This is a genomic window from Mycobacterium sp. IDUB_9 (genome assembly GCF_055419505.1).
In genome coordinates this window covers 526,177-546,088 of sequence record NZ_JBVAXU010000003.1, presented here as the reverse complement: position 1 = coordinate 546,088, position 19,912 = coordinate 526,177, and the positions used below count along the sequence as shown (strand labels likewise).

At 64.7% G+C, this 19,912-nt stretch carries 21 protein-coding genes and 3 pseudogenes; 16 read left to right on the top strand and 8 right to left on the bottom strand.

The genetic code is table 11. From position 1 onward, the window contains the following. Positions 1–50: 50 nt before the first annotated feature. The 5 genes from rpsO to bla all read left to right on the top strand — a co-directional run bounded on the left by rpsO (position 51) and on the right by bla (position 5,612). Positions 51–320: a 30S ribosomal protein S15 gene (gene rpsO / locus ACZY08_RS17055; protein WP_163662220.1), complete on the top strand. Its 270-nt coding sequence runs from the start codon at positions 51–53 to the stop codon at positions 318–320. A gap of 10 nt (positions 321–330) precedes the next feature. Next, the gene (gene lppU / locus ACZY08_RS17050; RefSeq protein ID WP_463745498.1) at positions 331–831 is read left to right on the top strand and encodes an LppU family putative lipoprotein; all 501 of its coding nucleotides are present in this window, start codon (positions 331–333) and stop codon (positions 829–831) included. Between the two features lie 303 nt (positions 832–1,134). Beyond that, entirely contained in the window at positions 1,135–3,390 is a 2,256-nt protein-coding gene (locus tag ACZY08_RS17045) for a polyribonucleotide nucleotidyltransferase (protein ID WP_463745499.1), read from the top strand. A gap of 29 nt (positions 3,391–3,419) precedes the next feature. After that, positions 3,420–4,709, top strand: coding sequence for a M16 family metallopeptidase (locus ACZY08_RS17040; protein WP_463745967.1), 1,290 nt, complete (start codon positions 3,420–3,422; stop codon positions 4,707–4,709). An 18-nt stretch (positions 4,710–4,727) separates the two neighbouring features. Continuing rightward, positions 4,728–5,612, top strand: a complete 885-nt coding sequence (bla, locus tag ACZY08_RS17035) for a class A beta-lactamase (RefSeq protein WP_463745500.1) — start codon at positions 4,728–4,730, stop codon at positions 5,610–5,612. Here bla and ACZY08_RS17030 read toward each other — a convergent pair. From ACZY08_RS17030 to ald, 3 genes are all read right to left on the bottom strand, one after another. After that, on the bottom strand, positions 5,604–6,074 hold the full coding sequence (locus ACZY08_RS17030; protein WP_463745501.1) for an Hsp20/alpha crystallin family protein: 471 nt from the start codon (positions 6,072–6,074) through the stop codon (positions 5,604–5,606). The genes bla and ACZY08_RS17030 overlap by 9 nt on opposite strands. 127 nt (positions 6,075–6,201) lie before the next feature. Next, complete coding sequence (locus tag ACZY08_RS17025; RefSeq protein ID WP_463745502.1) at positions 6,202–6,753, bottom strand: DUF4334 domain-containing protein; 552 nt, start codon at positions 6,751–6,753, stop codon at positions 6,202–6,204. A gap of 98 nt (positions 6,754–6,851) precedes the next feature. Continuing rightward, positions 6,852–7,979 (bottom strand): alanine dehydrogenase, encoded by a 1,128-nt coding sequence (ald, locus tag ACZY08_RS17020; protein WP_463745503.1) that lies wholly within the window; start codon positions 7,977–7,979, stop codon positions 6,852–6,854. A 93-nt stretch (positions 7,980–8,072) separates the two neighbouring features. Between ald and aldR the strand changes: the two genes are divergently transcribed. Further along, positions 8,073–8,585 (top strand): HTH-type transcriptional regulator AldR, encoded by a 513-nt coding sequence (gene aldR, locus ACZY08_RS17015; RefSeq protein ID WP_463745504.1) that lies wholly within the window; start codon positions 8,073–8,075, stop codon positions 8,583–8,585. 2 nt (positions 8,586–8,587) lie between these two features. Here the strand turns inward: aldR and ACZY08_RS17010 are convergent, their stop codons facing one another. Continuing rightward, positions 8,588–9,355, bottom strand: a complete 768-nt coding sequence (locus ACZY08_RS17010; protein ID WP_463745505.1) for an META domain-containing protein — start codon at positions 9,353–9,355, stop codon at positions 8,588–8,590. Between the two features lie 172 nt (positions 9,356–9,527). After that, complete coding sequence (locus ACZY08_RS17005) at positions 9,528–10,130, bottom strand: DUF222 domain-containing protein (protein WP_463745506.1); 603 nt, start codon at positions 10,128–10,130, stop codon at positions 9,528–9,530. A 126-nt stretch (positions 10,131–10,256) separates the two neighbouring features. On the opposite strand from ACZY08_RS17005, the gene dapB reads away from it, so the two are divergent. The 8 genes and pseudogenes from dapB to ACZY08_RS16965 all read left to right on the top strand — a co-directional run bounded on the left by dapB (position 10,257) and on the right by ACZY08_RS16965 (position 15,595). Continuing rightward, positions 10,257–10,994, top strand: coding sequence for a 4-hydroxy-tetrahydrodipicolinate reductase (gene dapB / locus ACZY08_RS17000; RefSeq protein WP_463745507.1), 738 nt, complete (start codon positions 10,257–10,259; stop codon positions 10,992–10,994). Further along, positions 10,991–11,461 (top strand): hypothetical protein, encoded by a 471-nt coding sequence (locus ACZY08_RS16995; RefSeq protein WP_463745508.1) that lies wholly within the window; start codon positions 10,991–10,993, stop codon positions 11,459–11,461. The genes dapB and ACZY08_RS16995 overlap by 4 nt, the downstream gene beginning before the upstream one ends. Beyond that, positions 11,458–11,688, top strand: a pseudogene (locus ACZY08_RS16990) (flavodoxin family protein); the annotation flags it as partial. The gene ACZY08_RS16995 and the pseudogene ACZY08_RS16990, both read left to right, overlap by 4 nt. 29 nt (positions 11,689–11,717) lie before the next feature. Then, complete coding sequence (locus tag ACZY08_RS16985; RefSeq protein ID WP_463745509.1) at positions 11,718–12,794, top strand: DUF4238 domain-containing protein; 1,077 nt, start codon at positions 11,718–11,720, stop codon at positions 12,792–12,794. Between the two features lie 32 nt (positions 12,795–12,826). Further along, positions 12,827–13,282: a flavodoxin family protein gene (locus ACZY08_RS16980; protein WP_463745510.1), complete on the top strand. Its 456-nt coding sequence runs from the start codon at positions 12,827–12,829 to the stop codon at positions 13,280–13,282. A 119-nt stretch (positions 13,283–13,401) separates the two neighbouring features. Next, positions 13,402–14,316 (top strand): annotated as a pseudogene (locus ACZY08_RS16975) (HNH endonuclease); the annotation flags it as partial. Between the two features lie 562 nt (positions 14,317–14,878). After that, positions 14,879–15,118: pseudogene (locus tag ACZY08_RS16970) on the top strand (flavodoxin); the annotation flags it as partial. A gap of 12 nt (positions 15,119–15,130) precedes the next feature. Continuing rightward, positions 15,131–15,595: a hypothetical protein gene (locus ACZY08_RS16965; protein WP_463745511.1), complete on the top strand. Its 465-nt coding sequence runs from the start codon at positions 15,131–15,133 to the stop codon at positions 15,593–15,595. Positions 15,596–15,602: 7 nt separating this feature from the next. Here ACZY08_RS16965 and ACZY08_RS16960 read toward each other — a convergent pair whose 3' ends face one another. Then, positions 15,603–16,520 (bottom strand): HpcH/HpaI aldolase/citrate lyase family protein, encoded by a 918-nt coding sequence (locus tag ACZY08_RS16960; RefSeq protein ID WP_463745512.1) that lies wholly within the window; start codon positions 16,518–16,520, stop codon positions 15,603–15,605. Between the two features lie 22 nt (positions 16,521–16,542). Beyond that, positions 16,543–17,292: a dienelactone hydrolase family protein gene (locus ACZY08_RS16955; protein ID WP_463745513.1), complete on the bottom strand. Its 750-nt coding sequence runs from the start codon at positions 17,290–17,292 to the stop codon at positions 16,543–16,545. A gap of 42 nt (positions 17,293–17,334) precedes the next feature. On the opposite strand from ACZY08_RS16955, the gene ACZY08_RS16950 reads away from it, so the two are divergent. Both ACZY08_RS16950 and ACZY08_RS16945 read left to right on the top strand, forming a co-directional pair. Beyond that, positions 17,335–18,135 (top strand): thymidylate synthase, encoded by an 801-nt coding sequence (locus ACZY08_RS16950; protein ID WP_463745514.1) that lies wholly within the window; start codon positions 17,335–17,337, stop codon positions 18,133–18,135. Further along, complete coding sequence (locus ACZY08_RS16945) at positions 18,132–18,623, top strand: dihydrofolate reductase (protein WP_463745515.1); 492 nt, start codon at positions 18,132–18,134, stop codon at positions 18,621–18,623. Before ACZY08_RS16950 ends, ACZY08_RS16945 begins: the two co-directional genes overlap by 4 nt. On the opposite strand, the gene ACZY08_RS16940 is transcribed toward ACZY08_RS16945, so the two are convergent. Beyond that, positions 18,605–19,846 carry a hypothetical protein gene (locus ACZY08_RS16940; RefSeq protein WP_463745516.1) on the bottom strand — a complete coding sequence of 414 codons (1,242 nt, stop codon included), beginning with the start codon at positions 19,844–19,846 and terminating at the stop codon, positions 18,605–18,607. The genes ACZY08_RS16945 and ACZY08_RS16940 overlap by 19 nt on opposite strands. Positions 19,847–19,912: the final 66 nt, after the last annotated feature.

The window sequence follows — 19,912 nt, the reverse complement described above, 5'->3', positions numbered from 1 at the left end:
TGGCTGTGCCGAGAATATGTTCGCGGGACTGAAATGATGGAGTTACTTTCGTGGCGCTTACTGCCGAGCAGAAAAAAGAAATCCTGACCAGCTACGGTCTGCACGAGACCGACACCGGTTCGCCGGAGGCCCAGGTCGCTCTCCTGACCAAGCGGATCACGGATCTGACCGAGCACCTCAAGCAGCACAAGCATGACCACCACTCGCGGCGCGGTCTGCTGCTGCTCGTCGGCCGTCGTCGCCGGCTGCTCAAGTACGTCGCCCAGGTTGACGTGGCGCGTTACCGCTCCCTGATCGAGCGCCTCGGGCTGCGTCGCTGACGCGGCGTCGATGCCACCACTTTCCGCGGCTGCCCCTCTCGGGGCAGCCGCGATACTTTTCGCCGGCGGATTGACCGCATGCTCGTCCGCGGCGGCCGCGGACATGAAGGCAGGGGACTGCCTGAAGATGAGCGGCACCTACGAGCGCCCGGACTCCAGCCGGGCGGAGTGCGGCAGCGACGCGTCGAACTACAAGGTGATCTCCACGGTCACCGACAGCGACCAGTGCCCGGGCGACGTCGACACCTACTACTCGGTGCGCAGTGCATTCAGTGAGGAGACCCAGACGCTCTGTCTGGACATCGACTGGATCACCGGCGGCTGCATGAGCATCGACCCGGCGAACGACAAAGACCCGTATCGGGTGGACTGCGCGGATTCTTCTGCGCCGCACCGGCAACGGGCCACCGAGGTTCTGCGCGGGGTGTCGAACGTCGATCAGTGCGCCAGCGGGGTGGGCTACGCCTACCCGGAACGCCAGTTCACCGTATGTGTGGAGGACGTGTCCTAGCTGGCACGGATGGCTGTTGGGCCGTTGCTGCCGTGTAACATGAGGGCGTTCAGTGGCTCAATTCTGCGCTGAACTCAGGTGCGGCATCCGCGATCCGGCGGGCGCTGTTCCTGCGAGTCATATCGGGCCCGCCTGGACGGGCGGTCTTCGGTAGTGGCTGCCGGACCCCGACACAGGGACTATCTCTGGGGGGCCATCCGGCCGCTTCGATCGACGGCCGTAGCCGTATCCAGGGCCCGTGGCGTATCGCCACCGTGACGCCGCGAAAACAGTTGAATGAATCGAAAGAGGCCAACGGACTCTATGTCTGTAGTTGAACTTGAAGACGGTGTGTTCGAATCCACCGCAATCCTCGACAACGGGAGCTTCGGCACCCGCACCATCCGATTCGAGGCAGGCCGGCTGGCCCAGCAGGCCGCCGGCTCCGTCGTCGCCTACCTCGACGACGAGACCATGCTGCTGAGCGCCACCACCGCCAGCAAGACGCCGAAGGACCACTTCGACTTCTTCCCGCTGACCATCGACGTCGAGGAGCGGATGTACGCCGCGGGTCGTATCCCCGGCTCGTTCTTCCGGCGTGAGGGCCGTCCGTCGACCGACGCGATCCTCACCTGTCGCCTGATCGACCGGCCGCTGCGCCCGTCGTTCGTCAGCGGTCTGCGTAACGAGATCCAGGTCGTGGTGACCGTGCTGAGCCTGGATCCGAAGGATCTGTACGACGTGCTCGCCATCAATGCCGCCTCTGCGTCGACGCAGATTTCCGGCCTGCCGTTCTCCGGCCCGGTCGGCGGCGTGCGCGTTGCCCTGATCGATGGCCAGTGGGTCGCCTTCCCGACCGTCGAGCAGCTGGAGAAGGCTGTCTTCGACATGGTCGTCGCGGGCCGCAAGGTGGGCGACGACGTCGCGATCATGATGGTCGAGGCCGAAGCCACCGAGAACGTCATCGAGCTGATCGCCGGCGGCGCCGGTGCGCCGACCGAGGCCGTTGTGGCCGAGGGCCTTGAGGCGGCCAAGCCGTTCATCTCGGTGCTGTGCGACGCTCAGGCCGAGCTGGCCGAGAAGGCCGCCAAGGAGATCGCCGAGTACCCGTTGTTCCCCGACTACGCCGACGACGTCTACGACGCCGTGGCCGCGGTGGCCACCGAGGCGCTGTCGGAGGCGCTGACCATCGCCGGTAAGCACGAGCGCGACGACCGCACCAACGAGATCAAGGTCGAGGTGCTCGAGCGCCTGGGCGAGACCTACGCCGGGCGCGAGAAGGAGATCGGCGCGGCCTACCGCTCGCTGACCAAAAAGCTTGTGCGCCAGCGCATCCTGACCGATCACTTCCGTATCGACGGCCGTGGTGTGACCGACATCCGTGCACTCTCGGCCGAGGTGGCCATCATTCCGCGGGCGCACGGCAGCGCGCTGTTCGAGCGCGGCGAGACCCAGATCATGGGTGTCACCACACTCGACATGGTCAAGATGGCCCAGCAGATCGACTCGCTGGGACCCGAGACCTCCAAGCGCTACATGCATCACTACAACTTCCCGCCGTTCTCGACCGGTGAGACCGGCCGAGTGGGTTCGCCCAAGCGCCGCGAGATCGGCCACGGCGCGTTGGCCGAGCGGGCACTGGTTCCCGTGCTGCCCAGCGTGGAGGAGTTCCCCTACGCGATCCGTCAGGTGTCCGAGGCCCTGAGCTCCAACGGTTCGACCTCGATGGGCTCGGTGTGCGCCTCGACGCTGTCGCTGCTGAACGCCGGTGTGCCGCTCAAGGCGCCGGTCGCCGGTATCGCCATGGGCCTGGTGTCCGATCAGGTGGACGGCGAGACCCGCTACGTCACCCTCACCGACATCCTCGGCGCTGAGGATGCCTTCGGCGACATGGACTTCAAGTGCGCAGGCACCAAGGACTTCGTCACCGCGCTTCAGCTCGACACCAAGCTGGACGGCATCCCGTCCAAGGTGCTCGCCGGTGCGCTGAGCCAGGCCAAGGACGCACGGCTGACCATCCTGGACGTGATGGCCGAGGCCATCGACGCGCCGGACGAGATGAGCCCGTACGCACCGCGGATCACCACCATCAAGGTTCCGGTCGACAAGATCGGTGAGGTCATCGGACCCAAGGGCAAGATGATCAACTCGATCACCGAGGAGACCGGTGCGTCGATCTCGATCGAGGATGACGGCACGGTGTTCGTCGGAGCCTCCAACGGCGAAGCGGCGCAGGCCGCGATCGACAAGATCAACGCCATCGCGAACCCGCAGCTGCCCAAGATCGGTGAGCGGTTCCTCGGAACCGTGGTCAAGACCACCGATTTCGGCGCATTCGTGTCGCTGCTGCCGGGCCGTGACGGCCTGGTCCACATCTCGAAGCTGGGCCGCGGCAAGCGGATCAACAAGGTCGAGGACGTGGTGAAGGTCGGCGACAAGCTGCGCGTCGAGATCGCCGATATCGACAACCGCGGCAAGATCTCGCTGGTGCTCGTCGAAGAGGAGTCGGCGGATCAGGCCGCCGGTGCAGTGGACGGTGCCCCGGCGCCGGCCGAAGCTGCCTCGGCTGCCGAGTCCTGATCGCCTCAGCTCGACATAAGGCGTTTGCACTGAATACCACTGATGTCCGCCGGACAGATCTGCCCGGCGGACTCCGGGTGGTCACTGAGTACATCCCGTCGGTGCGTTCGGCATCGGTCGGGGTCTGGGTAGGTGTCGGTTCCCGTGACGAAGGACGAAGCGTCGCGGGCGCCGCACACTTCCTGGAACACCTGTTGTTCAAGGCCACCCCGACGCGTAGCGCAGTCGACATAGCGCAGGCTGTCGATGCCGTCGGCGGTGAGCTGAACGCGTTCACCACGCGTGAGCACACCTGCTATTACGCGCATGTGCTCGACTCCGATCTGGAGCTCGCGGTCGACCTGGTCGCCGACGTCGTGCTGCGAGGCCGTTGCGCCACCGAGGATGTCGAGGTGGAACGCGACGTCGTCCTCGAAGAGATCGCCATGCGCGACGACGATCCCGAGGACAGTCTCGGCGACGTCTTCCTCTCGGCGATGTTCGGCGATCACCCGGTGGGACGCCCGGTGATCGGCAGCGTCGAGTCGATCGAGACGATGACGCGCGCGCAGCTGCATTCGTTCCACGTCCGTCGCTACACCCCCGAACGGATGATCGTGGCGGTGGCGGGCAACATCGACCACGACGTGGTCGTGTCGTTGGTGCGGCAGCATTTCGGTCCGCGGCTCGAAGCCGGGCGCACTGCGGTGGCTCCGCGTAAGGGTGCAGGCCGGGTCGGGGGCAAGCCGTCGTTGCTCGTGGTCGACCGCGACGGAGAACAGACCCATGTGTCACTGGGCGTTCGCACGCCCGGCCGACACTGGGAACACCGGTGGGCTCTGTCGGTGCTCAACACCGCACTCGGCGGTGGCCTGAGTTCGCGCCTGTTCCAGCAGATTCGGGAATCTCGTGGTCTGGCCTACTCGGTGTACTCGACGGTGGACACCTTCGCCGACAGCGGGGCGCTCTCGGTGTATGCCGGGTGCCAGCCGGAACGATTCGACGAAGTGATCCGGGTGACCACCGACGTTCTGGAAGGCGTTGCCAGAGACGGGATCACCGCCGACGAATGCCGGATCGCGAAGGGCTCGTTGCGCGGTGGGCTCGTGCTCGGGCTGGAAGATTCCGGTTCGCGCATGCACCGGATAGGGCGCAGCGAGCTCAATTACGGTGAGCACCGGACCATCGACCACACGCTGGCTCAGATCGAGGCGGTCACGCTCGAAGAGGTCAACGCTATCGCTCACCAGTTGCTGTCCCGCGAGTACGGTGCTGCGGTGCTCGGCCCATATAGGTCGAAAAAGGCTCTGCCGCAACAGCTTCTAACCATCGCCGGCTGACCCGCTAGGGTGGGTCCGATGACGGGACTCTCACGGCGCAATGTTCTGATCGGTTCGCTCGCGGCGGCAGCGGCCGTCGGTGCCGGTGTGGGGGCCGCCGCACCGGCGTTTGCCGCCCCGATCGATGACCAGATTGCTGAGCTGGAACGTCGGGACAATGCCCTGATCGGCTTGTACGCGGCCAATCTGGACTCCGGGCAGGCCCTCACCCATCGGCCCGACGAGATGTTCGCGATGTGCTCGACATTCAAGGGTTACGCCGCTGCGCGGGTACTGCAGATGGTCGGGCGCGGACAGCTGTCGCTGGACAACCGCGTCTTCGTCGACCGGAACGCGATCGTGCCGAACTCACCGGTCACCGAGACCCACGCCGGTGCCGAGATGACGCTGGCGCAGTTGTGTCAGGCAGCGCTGCAGCGCAGTGACAACACTGCGGGCAACCTGCTGCTGAAAACCATTGACGGGCCGTCAGGAATCACCGCGTTCGCCCGCAGCGTCGGTGACGAGCGCACCCGGCTTGACCGCTGGGAAGTCGAGTTGAACTCGGCGATTCCAGGCGATCCGAGGGATACCTCCACCCCGGCTGCGCTGGCTTCCGGGTACCGCGCGGTGCTGACCGGTGGCGCTTTGAGCCCGCCGCAGCGCCGCCAGTTGGAGGACTGGATGCGGGCCAATCAGACATCGAGCGTGCGAGCCGGACTTCCCGAGGGCTGGACCACGGCCGACAAGACGGGCAGCGGCGATTACGGCAGCACCAACGATGTCGGGATCGCCTACGGGCCCGCCGGTCAAAGGCTGTTGTTGGCGGTGATGACGCGGTCGCAGGCCGATGACCCGAAGGCCGACAACCTGCGTCCGCTCATCGGTGAGTTGACGGGGCTCGTGGTGCCGTCGTTACTCTGAGTGCTCCGCGGATCCGATTGCGGCCGAGCCGTTCTCGGTGTTCTGGATCTCGATCTGGCGGGCTCCGGCGGGATTCTGCGACAACGGCACGCGCACGGTGAGAATGCCACGCTCGTAACCGGCGGTGATGTTGTCTTCGTCAGCCTCGGCAGGCAGCGTCACGGTGCGCAGGAACGAACCGTAGGAGAACTCCGACCGTGCCGTGGTGTCGGCGCGTTCGGAGCGCTCGGCCTTCACGGTCAGCTGGCCGTCGGCCACGGTGATCTGAACGTCCGCGGCCGGATCGATGCCGGGGATTTCGGCGCGCAGTTCGTAGTGATCCTCGGTGACCTCGTCCTCGATGCGCATGAGGTTGCGCTCGAAGATGGGGCGCAGGCCGGCGAACGGCGTGATTCCGGCGAAGAACTCCGAAAGCTCGGGCAGCAGCGGGCGGGGCTGGTGCGCGACGGGCAGGTTGACCATGGGTGACTCCTCAGTCTTGGAACGTAGATCGGAGGAAAAGGCCTTGTAACGCTTGCCCTTTCGATCCAAGCACTGACGTGGAGCCACCGGCCGAATGCGTGGTGAACAGCGTGCGTACGGGCGGCTGCTAGGTCACCCGCACTGAGTCGTCGCGCTGCAGGACGAAGAAATAGGGCTTGCGGGAGTTCCGCAGGTCCATCGCCCCGATCACGGCGTCGTCGGACAGGCGCCGGAACACGTCGTTGATGGGCAGCTGGTCGTAGATCATCGTGGCGGTGTCGACGCCGCGGTAGCGGGTGGTGCGCAACCTCGCCTTGGGTGCGCGGGTTTGCAGCACGGGCCGCAACGCTGCGATCGGCGCCACCATCGACCGATTCCGAAGCAGTGGGATCTTGGTCGACACCGCGAGGCCGCCGAAGGCCAGCGTCGGGTTGAGGGCCCACAGCGATACGCCGTCGCTTCCGGGGAACAGCAGCGGGTGCACTGTCTCGGCGTCGACGAACTGTTTGCCCCACCAGCCGCTGGCCGCCAGTAGGCCGTCCATCGGATGTCCGGTGGGCAGTTCGGCGCCGTGCCAGGTGCCGACCATGAACTCCGGTTCGACCGCCTCGGCCGCGTCGAACACGTCGAGCGCCTCGGTTGTGGTCGACGGGACGGTGGGGAACAGCTGCTGCAACATGGACGCCACCATACTTGACACGTGTCAAGTATGGCTACGGGCCGGAATGCGCGATCGCCCGGCCGGAGCCAACTGCAGCCGGGCGATCGTGGTTGGTATCAGGCCAGGAAGGTGGCCGGATCGGTGAACGGCATGTCGAGGTCGGAGGCGACCTGCTCGGACAGCAGCCCGCCTTCGTGTGTCGACAGGCCCTTGGCCAGCGCCGGGTCATTCGCGCAGGCTGCCTGCCAGCCCTTGTCTGCCAGCTTGAGCACGTACGGCATGGTCGCGTTGGTCAGCGCGAATGTTGACGTACGCGGCACCGAGCCCGGCATGTTGGCCACGCAGTAGAAGACGGTGTCGTGCACGGCGAACGTCGGGTCGTCATGGGTGGTGGGCCGTGAATCCTCGAAGCAGCCGCCCTGGTCGATGGCGATGTCCACCAGCACCGCGCCGGGCTTCATGTGGGACACCATCGAATTGGTGACCAACTTGGGGGCCTTGGCGCCCGGGATCAGCACCGCGCCGATCACCAGGTCGGCCTTCTTGACGACCTCTTCCAGCTCCAGTGACGACGAGTAACGGGTCTCGATGCTGCTGTTCGCCTCGTTGTCGATCTTGCGCAGCGTGTTGATGTTCAGGTCGAACACCGTGACGTGCGCACCCATGCCCTTGGCGATGCGGGCGGCGTTGTAACCCGCCACGCCACCGCCGATGACGACGACCTCGGCCGGTGCGACTCCGGGGACGCCACCCATGAGCACGCCGCGGCCGCCCTGGGTGCGCATCAGGTGGTACGAGCCGACCTGTGCAGACAACCGGCCGGCGACCTCGCTCATCGGGGCCAAGAGGGGGAGGGACACCGACCCGTCTGGTCCAGTGGTCTGCACCGTCTCATAGGCGATCGAGGTGGTGCCCGATGCCAGCAGGGCGTCGGTGCATTCCTTGGACGCTGCCAGGTGCAGGTAGGTGAACAGCGTCTGGCCCTTGCGCATGCGCGAGTACTCCGCCGCGATGGGCTCTTTGACCTTGAGGAGCAGTTCGGCCTCGGCCCACACCTGGTCGGCCGTGGTGACGATCTCGGCTCCGGCGGCCTTGAAGTCGTTGTCGGTGATGGCCGAGCCCTCGCCCGCGCCGGCCTGGATGATCACGTCGTGGCCGCGTCGGGTCAGCTCCGCCACGCCCGCCGGGGTGATCGCCACTCGGTACTCGTTGTTCTTGATCTCGGTCGGGATACCGACGAGCATGCTGGCTCCTTCAAAGTTGATGTGCTGAAATAATTGTGAAGAACCTTCGATTAATGAGCAATATCTCGGATGAAGATTCGTTAGGCTCCGTGCATGGCAGAAGAATCATCAATCTCGGCCGTGCGTGCGACCCGTTCACCGAAGGATGTTCGGCCGGATCTCGACGAGGTGGACCGTCGCATCCTGCTCGCGTTGCATGCCGATGCCCGCATGTCCAACAGTGCGCTGGCCGACGCGGTCGGTGTCGCCGCGTCGACGTGCCACGGCCGGGTGCGCAGGCTGCAGGAGATCGGGGTGATCCGCGGCTTCTACACCGACATCGATCCGGCGGCCGTCGGACTGAGCCTGCAGGCGATGATCTCGGTGAGTCTGCAATCGAACGCGCGGGGCAAGATCCGCAACTTCATCGCCCATATCCGCACCCGGCCACAGGTGATGGACGTCTACTTCCTGGCCGGGGGAGACGACTTCATCCTGCATGTGGCCGCGCGCGACACCGATGACCTCCGGGCCTTCGTGGTGGAGAACCTCAACGCCGACGCCGATGTCGCCGGAACACAGACCTCGCTGATCTTCGAGCATCTGCGGGGGGCGTCACCGCTCTGAGCTCACTGTGCCTGCAGGACCAATCCATTGCCGTCTGCGCCGACGAGCTTCAGTTGATCGGCGTCGACGGTGGTCTGCACCGTGCCCTTGAGGACTCGCAGGACGGCCTGTTCGATCTCGTCGACCTCCGGTGGGCAGGCCATCCTGGTGGTGGCCAGCGGGCCGAACTCGAGGCTCGATCCGGAAACGGTTGCGTGGCCGGTGATTCGATTGCAGCCCGTCGAACCGCTCACGGCGCCGTCGTCGGCGATGGTCAAGGTGGGCTTGGACTTCTCAAGTGCGACCGAGGTGGTGACCGCCTGCGCGGATACCAGGCTGGTGACGCGCCACGTGGTACCCGTGATCGGGCGGTCGGGATCCGCCACCTTCTTGTCTCGCAATGTGACGGTCGCGGCGTCGGTACGCAACGTGAGATCGTCGCCGGCCAGAGACCAGGTTGGCTTGGCGTCGAAGAACTTCGACACCCACGCGTCCGAGTCGCCGACTGGTGGAGGGCAGGCCATCATGGTCATGGCCAACTGGGTGGTGGCGATCCGCCCGCCGGACAGGTCGACGGTGCCCGAACCGTGGTTGCAGCCCGCGAAGGTGCTGATCCGGTTCCCGTCGAAACCGACCGTCAGCGGCCCGTTTCCGGGGATCTGATCGCCCTCGACCTGCACCGACACGAACGTGCGACCGTTGAGGTCGGCATCGTCGGCGGCGGCATCGTCGGAGCACCCCACGAACGCGAGAACAGCGATGGCGAATGGTGTCAGCGAGATCAGGCGCATGGTTCCACCCTAGAGACCGGTTGTCGGTGTGGTCTCTACTGTGTGCAATCAGCCTGGGCAGCAGTCGGTTTCGTCGTCGCCCTTGCTGTTGGTTTCGGTGAAGTAGCGCTGGGGGTGGTGGTGCGTGTTGATGCGAGCCTGGCCGGTATCCAGGAGTGGAGGTGGGACCCACTCACATTGGCCGCGGTGGTTGATGCGGGTGGTCCATTTGCCGGGGCCGACGAGGCGTTGATCTGGCCCGCAGCCGAGGGTACAGCGCCTCGTTGGCCGCTTGCTGCAGAGTCTCCGGGGAGTTGGTGGCGGCGACGGCGACCAGTTTCTCCTCGAACCTGGCCCGGCCGACCGCGTCGACCCAGGGCGGGCATTTGCGGAAGAACGATTCCAGGATCTCGATGTGGTCGGTGCTGATCCAGCCGCCGGCTTGGGCGGCTGCAGTCGCCGACCGCAACGGCGGCAACGACTCTCCGGTTGTCGAGATGCGTGGCGCGAAGTCGAGGGCGTCGCGGTAGCGCCGGCGGGCCTCGGTCCCAGAGATCCGCAACCGGATACGCAGTGCTTCGGGCCAGGACTTCGCGCCTATGCGCGCCGCGGTGCCTTGCTCGGCCAATGCGGCGATCGCCGGGTGTTCGATGGTGGGAATGAGGTTGCGGGCCTGCTGCATCCCCGAGCACACGTCCAGCAACTGCGCGGTGGACAGGGCGGTGAAAGGCGGGGACTGCAGGTCGGCGACCGCGGCCGCCAACGCGACCAGCTTGGCAGCCACTCCGTCGTCCATGATTCGAACACTAGTTCGATGCCCCGACACGTTTGCGTGATTTGGGGCTGTAGTGACAAACGAGACCAATGTTTTCCTTGCACCGGCCCGAATACCCGCACAACCGCGGGCAGTAGGCTCCCAACCATGCGAGTTGGTGTTCTCGGAGCTAAGGGCAAAGTCGGCGCGACCATGGTGCATGCGGTCGAATCCGCGGAAGACCTGACATTTTCGACGGGGGTCGATGTGGGTGATCCGCTGACCTTGCTCACCGACACCAAGACCGACGTCGTCATCGACTTCACTCATCCCGACGTGGTGATGGACAACCTGAAGTTCCTCATCGACAACGGTATTCACGCCGTCGTCGGTACCACCGGATTCACCTGGGACCGCATCGAACAGGTGGAGGCCTGGCTCAAGGCGAAGCCCGAAGCCGCTGTGCTGATCGCGCCGAACTTCGCCATCGGCGCCGTGCTGTCCATGCACTTCGCCCAGCAGGCGGCTCGCTATTTCGAGTCCGTCGAGATCATCGAACTGCACCACCCCCACAAGGCCGACGCGCCGTCCGGCACGGCCGCTCGCACAGCGAAGCTCATCGCCGAGGCGCGGAAAGGCATGCCGCCCAACCCGGACGCCACCAGCACCGGCCTGGAGGGAGCCCGCGGTGCCGATGTGGACGGCGTGCCGGTGCACTCAGTGCGGGTAGCCGGGCTGGTCGCCCATCAAGAGGTGTTGTTCGGAACGCAGGGGGAGACGCTGACGATCCGGCACGACAGCCTGGACCGGTCATCGTTCGTGCCGGGCGTGCTGCTGGCCGTGCGCAAGATCGCCGAGCGGCCCGGCCTGACCATCGGCATTGAACCGCTGCTCGACCTGTCGTGAACGACGGCGCGCGGTCGCTGCGCATCCAACTGGTGATCGGCTTCATGTGCCTGGCGCTGATCGCCTACTTCCTGATGCTCGGACGTACCGCGTGGATCTTCATCACCTCGGGTGAGCCGGCCGCGATCGGACTGGGCCTGGCGCTGCTGGTATTCCCGCTGATCGGCATCTGGGTACTGGTCACCACGCTGCGGGCCGGGCTGGCGCATCAACGGTTGGCCCGCCTCGCCCGTGAACAGGGCATGGAACTGGACGTCAGCGAGCTGCCGACGCGGCCGTCCGGTCGTATCGAACGGGACGCCGCCGATGAACTGTTCGGGACGGTGAAGGCCGAATTGGAAGCCGATCCCGACAATTGGGTTCGCTGGTACCGGCTGGCGCGTGCCTACGACTTCGCCGGTGATCGGGGCCGCGCGCGCGAGACCATGCGCACGGCGGTGCGGATGCAGGAACAGCAGGCGTCATGACCAAGACGCTGCTGGTGGTGCATCACACGCCGTCGCCGGCAACGCGAGAACTCCTGGAAGCGGTGCTGGCCGGGGCAAACGATCCGGACATCTCAGGGGTCACAGTCGAACTCAAGCCGGCGTTAGCTGCGACTGTCCCGGACATGCTGGCCGCCGACGGCTGTTTGTTCGGAACCACAGCCAATTTCGGCTACATGAGCGGTGCGCTCAAGCACTTTTGTGCAACGAACTCTATTACTAGATCGGCCCAGGGGTGATGCGGCACCGATGGACTGCTGACGTATCGATTGAGGAGTCGAAACGGCAAGCCGCACATGCGCGTGTCGGCAAGCGTCACCATCACGTGCCGCAGACGTACCTCCGGCGGTGGGCCGGGGCTGACGGCAGGGTTCGATTGACCAACCCGACCACCGGCGACAGCCACCTGCAGCCACCTAAAGAGATCGCCCGACGAAACAACCTCTACACGATCTCAGCTGAAGACTTGGACGCAGAGTTTCCTGGACTCTGGTTCGAAAAGCACATGTCGCGTATCGAGAACGAGGCGACAGCGTGGATGTCGGCACTCGACGACCTGCCCGACGGGCGTATGAGAGATCGGGAGCTCATTGCCGACATGGCAGTCTTCGTCGCTCTTCAAGATCAGAGGTCGCTGCGACAGCATCAGCGGGAGTTGCGAATCGAGGACGCGCTCAACCGCTTCGGGCGTAGAGAGAGTCTTGAGCCCTTGCTGCCATTCGTGTGCCGCTTGTACGGAATTCCGTACTCGCCGCGACTTCACGACCAAATTCTGCAGCAATTTCTCGATCGGCCACTCATCAGCGCCGAACCTAAGCCACGTGCCCTCGAAAGCGCCATCGGAGTATGGAGGAACCAGGCGGTCCCGTACTTCACATCCCAGCGAACGTGGTGGTTGATTTCGAGCGCTTCGCCGCTGCTGACCTGTGACGAACCGATCGTCTATCTCGGCGGGTCCGTGCGGCCACGGTGGAAAACAGCGGGTTGGGCCACTTCGCCGATCGTGCTCTTTCCGATCGGTCCGCACCGGCTGCTCGTGCTCACCGCCAACGACATCGAGCTCAAACGGCCGCATCAGCTCAGCCAAGCAGAAGCGGGAGAGGTCAACTTCGAAGTTGTCGCTGCATCGAATCAGTTCTGCTACGAACAACCCGAGGCCAGCATCGCGGCATCAATCGAGGTTCCGCACTGGGTAGACCACGACCCGGCGTCGGCAGCTACGTTCATGGAGGCCGTGCTTGCACCGAGCCGATGGAATGAAGGCGAAGGTCCTGAATGGGCCGTCTCCCGTTGGTATTCCAGACCGGCTAGCTGATTCCGTAAGTTGACCAACAGGAGGATCGCCTCATGCCGCGTCTGCTGATCATCCATCACACACCGTCGCCGTACTGCCAGGAGATGCTCGAGGCGGTGGTGTCGGGTGCTACCGACCCTGAGATCGACGGTGTCGACGTTGTACGCCGACCGGCGCTGACTGTTTCACCAACGGACGCGCTGGAAGCTGACGGGTATCTGATCGGAAGCCCAGTCAATCTCGGCTATCTCAGTGGCGCTGTGAAGCACGCTTTCGACCAGCTGTACTACCCGTGCCTCGATGCGACACGGGGGAGGGTTTACGGGGTTTGGCTGCACGGCAACGAGGGCACTGAGGGTGCTGTACGCGCGCTCGATGGCATCATCGCAGGGCTCGCGTGGGCGCGCGCTGCGGATACGGTCATCGTGTCAGGTAAGCCGACGAAGGTTGACCTTGAGTCGTGCTGGAACCTCGGTGCAACGGTCGCGGCCAGACTGATGGAGGGGTGAGAGAATCGGTGGGCGACTTGCCGAAAGCAGTGACCAACTGTGTTGCGCTCTGCTAGATTCCGGTCGCTGAGTGTCTGGCACGGGGGGTGAACCGCGTGGAAGGTTTATTTGTTGTCGGCATGCTCGCCCTCGTTGGTTGGGGCACGTACCGGATCGGCCGATACATACTCAAAGAGCGGTACTTCGCCAGCGAAGAGTTCCTCGCCCACAAGAACCGGATCGCATCGTTCGTTGCCGAGCACAACGAATTAGCCCGATACATCGCCGAAATCCGTAACCGTGGAACATTCGAGCTAGGCGGGTCGCACACAGGCTTGCAGGCGCACTTGGCCTCGTTCCAGAACACGAGCAACTGGAACTATCGCCGAGATCGGAACGTGGCGAGCTACCACGCGCCGAACGTACATAACTGCTCGTTACAAGTGGTGCGAAACGCCAGCGCCGACCCCCTCAAGTACGTGATGAAGTACTTCAACATCAAGGCGGACGAGGCGCATCTAGCCGAAGTTGAGAATCTCGGCGACGATATCGCCCGGCTCCAAGATGCTGTCGACAACCTCCAACAGCGCGAGGTGAGCATCACCCAGTCGATCAATCCACCCGCGTTCATCTTGAAGCACTACACGGCAGAGCTCATGGAGCACGTCGGGGTAGAGCTGTCGCCAATCACTGTTCCCTACCCGGTATACATATTCGAGTACGTGAGTGCTGGTGGGAACAGCTCACAACGTGCAACCGTCACGCTGGACACGCCGACGACCGACGCGCTGGTTGAGACTCTTTCGCAGAAGATCCGTTGGCGAAAGAGTGCTGCTGGTCAGCGCGCTCTGATGACGTCCAGGCTTCGCAGTTCCATCAAGGCACGCGACAACCACACCTGCCGATACTGCTCAGTATCGCTTTCGGCGGAGCCCCACCTACTTCTTGAGGTTGATCACATCGTCCCGATCTCAAGGGGTGGCTTGTCGACGCCGGAGAATTTGCAGACCCTGTGTTGGAAGTGCAACCGGACCAAGTCGAACAAAGTGGCGTCCGGTGGACACATTCCGTCGGGTGCGGCAGCGAATGCCCAGCGGCAACTCGCCGATGCTCCCATCTCCGAGCATTCGACCGTGAAGTGTTTCGTTTGCGAGCACAAACAGAAGGTGCCGCGGTCACTGCTGAGCTTCAACTGTGAGCAGTGCGGCCAAGCCCTCAAACGGCGGGTCGCCGGATAAACGGCCAATGCCGGGCGGTGAACTGCCGAACTGCGAACGCATAACAGGACGACGTGAACAGAGCGAGAGCGGACCGACGAACGAAGGAGAACCTCGATGCTCGAAATGGTTCTGCAGCTTGATCCTGATCCAGACCGGCAGCCCGTCACGTCCGAATTGATTGAGTCGTGACAGGAGGTCATGGCGGAAGGTGCCAACGGCGGCTATGACATCGACGAAGTGCTGTTCGATCTTGTCATCGCTATATCTGGTTTGGAGACAAGTCTATTAAACCGCCGGACCGAGCTATTGAGTCTGGAGACGCGAATCCTGCAGGCGGGCTTGCATGTTAGACCTCCGGATTAGTGCCCCTGAGTAAGCGGGTTTATGACCAAGATGCAACTTTTTCGATACGGTGTACTACCCGAGCCTCGACCATGTGGCCGGGCGTCCCTACGGACTGTGGGTGCATGGCAACAACGACACCGTGGGTGCGGCGAATGCGGTCGACAAGATCGTGACGGGACTGGCGTTGGTCAAGGCAGCGGACGTGCTCGAAGTTGTGGGCGCAGTCGATGCCGGGATCCGGGAACGGGCCTACGAGCTGGGTGGGACCCTGGCCGCAACGCTGATGGAGTGATGGAGGGACGTAATGCCAGGAATTGCCGAACTTGCGCTGGGGGCGGCGCCCATTGCCGGTGGTGCCCTGTTGGGAGCGGCTGCAGGCAACCTCAAACCACCAGACGTACGCGGTTTGATCACCAAGGATCTCGATCTGCTGGCCCGCATTCCGGAGGACCAGGTCGATCGGCGCGCCAGAATGCAGGCCAGCATCGACCGTCGGATCGACGAATTGATCGATGCCGGTGAACGGACCCGTGAGCTCCGTGAAGCCGCGTTGTCATATCGGGGAAATTGGCGCGACATTCTGGTGTTCGTCTGCGCGTTGCTGTTCACGTTCATCTGGTGGAACGTCAGCCACAGCCGGCCCAACTGGACGTTGACCTTCGTGTTGATGATCGTGGTCTCGGTGGCCGCGGGCATCTACGCTGGCCGCGGTATCGCCCGCGCCGTCAACAGCTTCATGCACCGCAACGACGACAAACCGCAGGCCTGAGCCGGCGTCAGTAGTGGTAGGTGTCGGACGGGGCCGGCACGTGATCCGGGTCGTCGCTGTACTCCGGCTCGTGGATGCCGTACGCCCGCGCCAAATCGAGGATCTTGTTGGCCCGGGCGATGCGGGGCAGGTCTGACCCGTTGCGGATCTCCCCGCCATCGCGCTGGAATTCGGCGAAAAACTCCTTGGCCCAGCTGATCTCGTCCTGAGAGGGCGCCAAGCCTTCGTTGACCGTCGCGCACTGGTCGGGCGTCAGGCAGATCTTCCCGGTCATGCCGAACTCGGCCGAGACTGCGGTGGCCTCTGACAATCGCAACGCGCTGGATCCCACCGTGGGTCCGTCGATGGCCCCCGGCAGTCCAGCGGCCTTGGCGGCGATGGTGAACCGCGACCGCGCATACGCCAGCGTCGCCGGGCTGTCGCCGAAGCCGGTGTCGCGCCGGAAGTCGCCGATGCCGAAAGCAAGTCGGAACGCGCCCTTCGCGGACGCGATCTCGGTGATCCGCTCGAGGCCACGGGCAGTCTCGACCAGAGCGACAATCGGCACGTTGGGCAGCCGTCGGGCGGTCTCGGTGACGTGGTCCACCGACTCGACCATGGCGAGCATGACGCCGCCCACCGAGGTGCCGGCCAGCATCTCCAGGTCGTCGGCCCACCACGGGGTGCCGAAGCCGTTGATCCGGACCCAGTCACTGTTGCCGTCGGCCAGCCAGCGGGTCACCTTTTCGCGCGCGGCGACCTTGTCCTTGGGTGCCACCGCATCCTCGATGTCGAGAACGACGATGTCGGCGCGGGAGCGGGCTGCGGGCGCGAAGCGCTCGTACTGCGCGCCATTGACCAGCAACCAGCTCCGGGCCAGTACCGGGTCGATGCGGAACCCGGGTTCGCTGGAATGGGACTCGTCGGAGAAAGGCTGGTCGTACACGCCGTCAATCGTCGCTCACGGCCTACACCGGGGCAAAAGCGGCCCCGAACACCCGCTCGGTGTTCTCCCAATGCCGTTTCGCGGCTGCCTCGTCGTATACCGCCGCATGATCGGGCACCGCGAAACCGTGCGCAGCGGGGTAGAACTCGATGGTGTGCTCGACGGCGGCGCCGGCCAGCGCGTCCTCCAACCTCTTGCTGTCGTCCTCGGTGAACGAGGCGTCGTTCTCGGCGGCGCCCACATAGACCACCGCCTGGATCTTGTCGGCCAGCAGGTGCGGGCTGTCCGGATCGTCTTCGACGGCGAGTCTGCCGCCGTGGAAGGACAATGCGGCCGCGACCCGCTTCGGGACGCGGGTTGCGACGATCAGAGACGCCCGCCCGCCCATGCAGTAACCGGTGGTGCCGAATGTCTCACCGTCGACATCGTCCCGGGCGGCGAGGTAATCGAAGAACGCCTCGGCGTCAGAGGCGATGATCTCGGGGGTGAGCGTGCCCATCAGCTCGAAGAGCTGCTTGCGCTGCTCCTGATCGGTGAACACGGTGTTGAGGTCGAACGGGCCCCAGCCCGGAGTGCGGTAATAGACGTCGGGTACCAGTACGACGTAACCGAATCCGGCCAGCTTGTCCGCCATCTGTTCCATGGTGGGGCGCAGGCCGCCGGCGTCGGGGAAAAGCACGACACCGGGCCAGGGGCCGTCGCCCGCCGGCGTGGCGACGGTGACGGGGCAGGTGCCATCAGATGTGGTGATTGTGTCTGTGGTGGTCGGCATGGCTACCGTTTTACTCCCTGGGCCGGCACGTAAGCTGACTGTGTGCTGATCCAGACGCCCTACGAGGACCTGCTGCGGAAGGTGACCGAGCAGGGGGTGTCGAAATCCGATCGCACCGGTACCGGCACCCGCAGCCTGTTCGGGCATCAGCTGCGTTACGACCTGGCCGCTGGTTTTCCGTTGATCACCACGAAGAAGGTGCACACCAAATCGGTGATCTACGAGTTGCTGTGGTTCTTGCGCGGCGATTCCAACGTGCGATGGCTGCAAGACCACGGTGTCACAATCTGGGATGAATGGGCCAGCGAGACAGGCGATCTCGGCCCGGTCTACGGGGTGCAGTGGCGGTCGTGGCCGACCCCGTCGGGTGAGCACATCGATCAGATCTCGAATGCCCTCGAGTTGCTCAAACGCGACCCTGACTCACGCCGAAATATCGTCTCGGCGTGGAATGTCGGCGAGATTCCGCAGATGGCACTGCCGCCGTGCCACGCCTTCTTCCAGTTCTACGTCGCCGACGAGAAGTTGTCCTGCCAGCTGTATCAGCGCAGTGCGGACCTGTTTCTCGGAGTGCCGTTCAACATTGCCAGCTATGCCCTGCTGACCCACATGATGGCCGCGCAGGCCGGGTTGGGCGTCGGTGAGTTCGTCTGGACCGGTGGCGATTGCCACATCTATGACAATCACGTCGAGCAGGTGGCCACCCAGCTCGGCAGAGAACCCAGACCGTACCCGGAACTTGTTCTGGCTGAACGTGATTCGATTTTCGACTACAAGTACGAGGATATTGCGATTCTGAACTACGACCCACACCCGGCGATCAAGGCGCCCGTCGCGGTATGACCGGTGATCTTCGAGCGCTGGCGATGATCTGGGCACAGTCGACCTCGGGCATCATCGGCCGCGACAACGGTATCCCCTGGAATCTCCCGGAAGACCAGGCCCGGTTCAAACAACTCACCCTCGGACAAACCGTGGTGATGGGCCGGCTGACGTGGGAGTCGCTGCCGGCCAAGGTCCGTCCGTTGCCGGAGCGGCGCAACGTCGTCATCACCCGCAACCCTGGGTACGTCGCCGACGGTGCTGAGGTGCTGAGCGGACTCGACGACGTCTTCCGCGGCTGGGTGATCGGCGGAGCGCAGATCTACGCGCAGGCCCTTCCGTTCGCGGTCAGGTGTGAGGTGACCGAGGTCGACATCGACCTGGCCCCGGCCGAGGGCGACGCGTTGGCGCCGGTGCTCGACGACTCCTGGAGCAAAACCACGGGTGAGTGGCTGACCAGCAGTGCGGGACTTCGGTACCGATTTTCCAGCTACGTGCGAGCGCGGTAACCGGCCAGCCTGCGTACTTCGCTGTCCGGGTCTGCAGCGGCAAGCTCGTCGATCCGCTTTTCCAGCGCCGCGACGTCGTCGCTGTCGAGATCGCTCGGCCCCATGGGCCCGATCAGATCACCGATGACGATGACCGCGTGGCGACGGATCAGCGGCTCGGGATGCTTGAGGCCGGGCCGGACGCCCGGGAGGTCGGCGGCGTCGAGCGTGCAGAATCCGCGCCCCGGTTTCAGGTCCTCGGCCAGGAGCGCCGCGACGGCCGGGTCTGCGAGGCCGGCGGCCAGCAACGTGTAGTCCAGCGGCAGGTGCCCGCGCCCATGATCGCGAAACGAACGGTACGGTGCGGCGACGGCGGCCGATCTGCTGTCGGCCGGTAGGTCACGGTGTGCCAGCACCTCCAGCCCGGCGCCGAGGCGGCCCAGGGCCGTCGCCACCCAGTCGTGGGCGTTGCCGCGCAGCGGTAGTGCAGCCCACAATGCGTCCAACACCTCGGGCGTCGCGATGTTGAGGTCGGCGAGGAGTTTGGCGCCGGTCCAGGCGTTCTCGGAGTGCCCGAGCGTCGCAATGGCGACCGGTACCGCGGCCGCACCGGTATCGAGCAGAAGCTCGATCGCCCGTTCACGGCCGAGTGCGTTGTCCGGTCCGGCGGCCAGACCCGCCGCTACGGCGAGGGCTGTCACACGCTGCTCGACCGGCATGGCCAGCAGGTCGCGTTCTGTCTCGGCTGCGGCGAGGTACTCAGGGAAGTGACGCCGCAATTCGTCGCCGGTCAACGAACGAACCAGCAGATCGGCGTCCTCGTCATCGAGGTAGACGACCGCATCGTCGGGCAGGGTCCCGTCGGCGACCAAAGCGATCCGGGTCCCGGCGGCGATGTTCAGCATCGCCAGGGCGAACCGGTCCCACTCCTGCTCCCACTGTGCGCGGGGAAGGCCCGTCACGGCGGCGCTCAGCCGGGTGCCCCACTGCGAATCGGTTTCGCCCCACTCGTAGTCCTGGTACTCCCAGTCCGGTGGACTGAACCGGCAATCCGGATCCTCGACCGACTCCTCGGTGGCCAGCGCCAGGTTGGGGAGGTAGATCACGCCGGTGGTCTCGGCATAGAACTCGCTGAACGCCACGGCATAGGGCCTCTCTGCGGCGGCCGCAGCGACCAGCGCACGTACCGATTCCGCCGCGGCCAGGGTCAACTCGGTCTCGAACGCATCCCAGTCCAACGTCACGCGGACCAGTATCGGCCAACCGGGGCGGGGGACCTGTCGGTCACCTCGCTCCAATCCGCTCCGCTA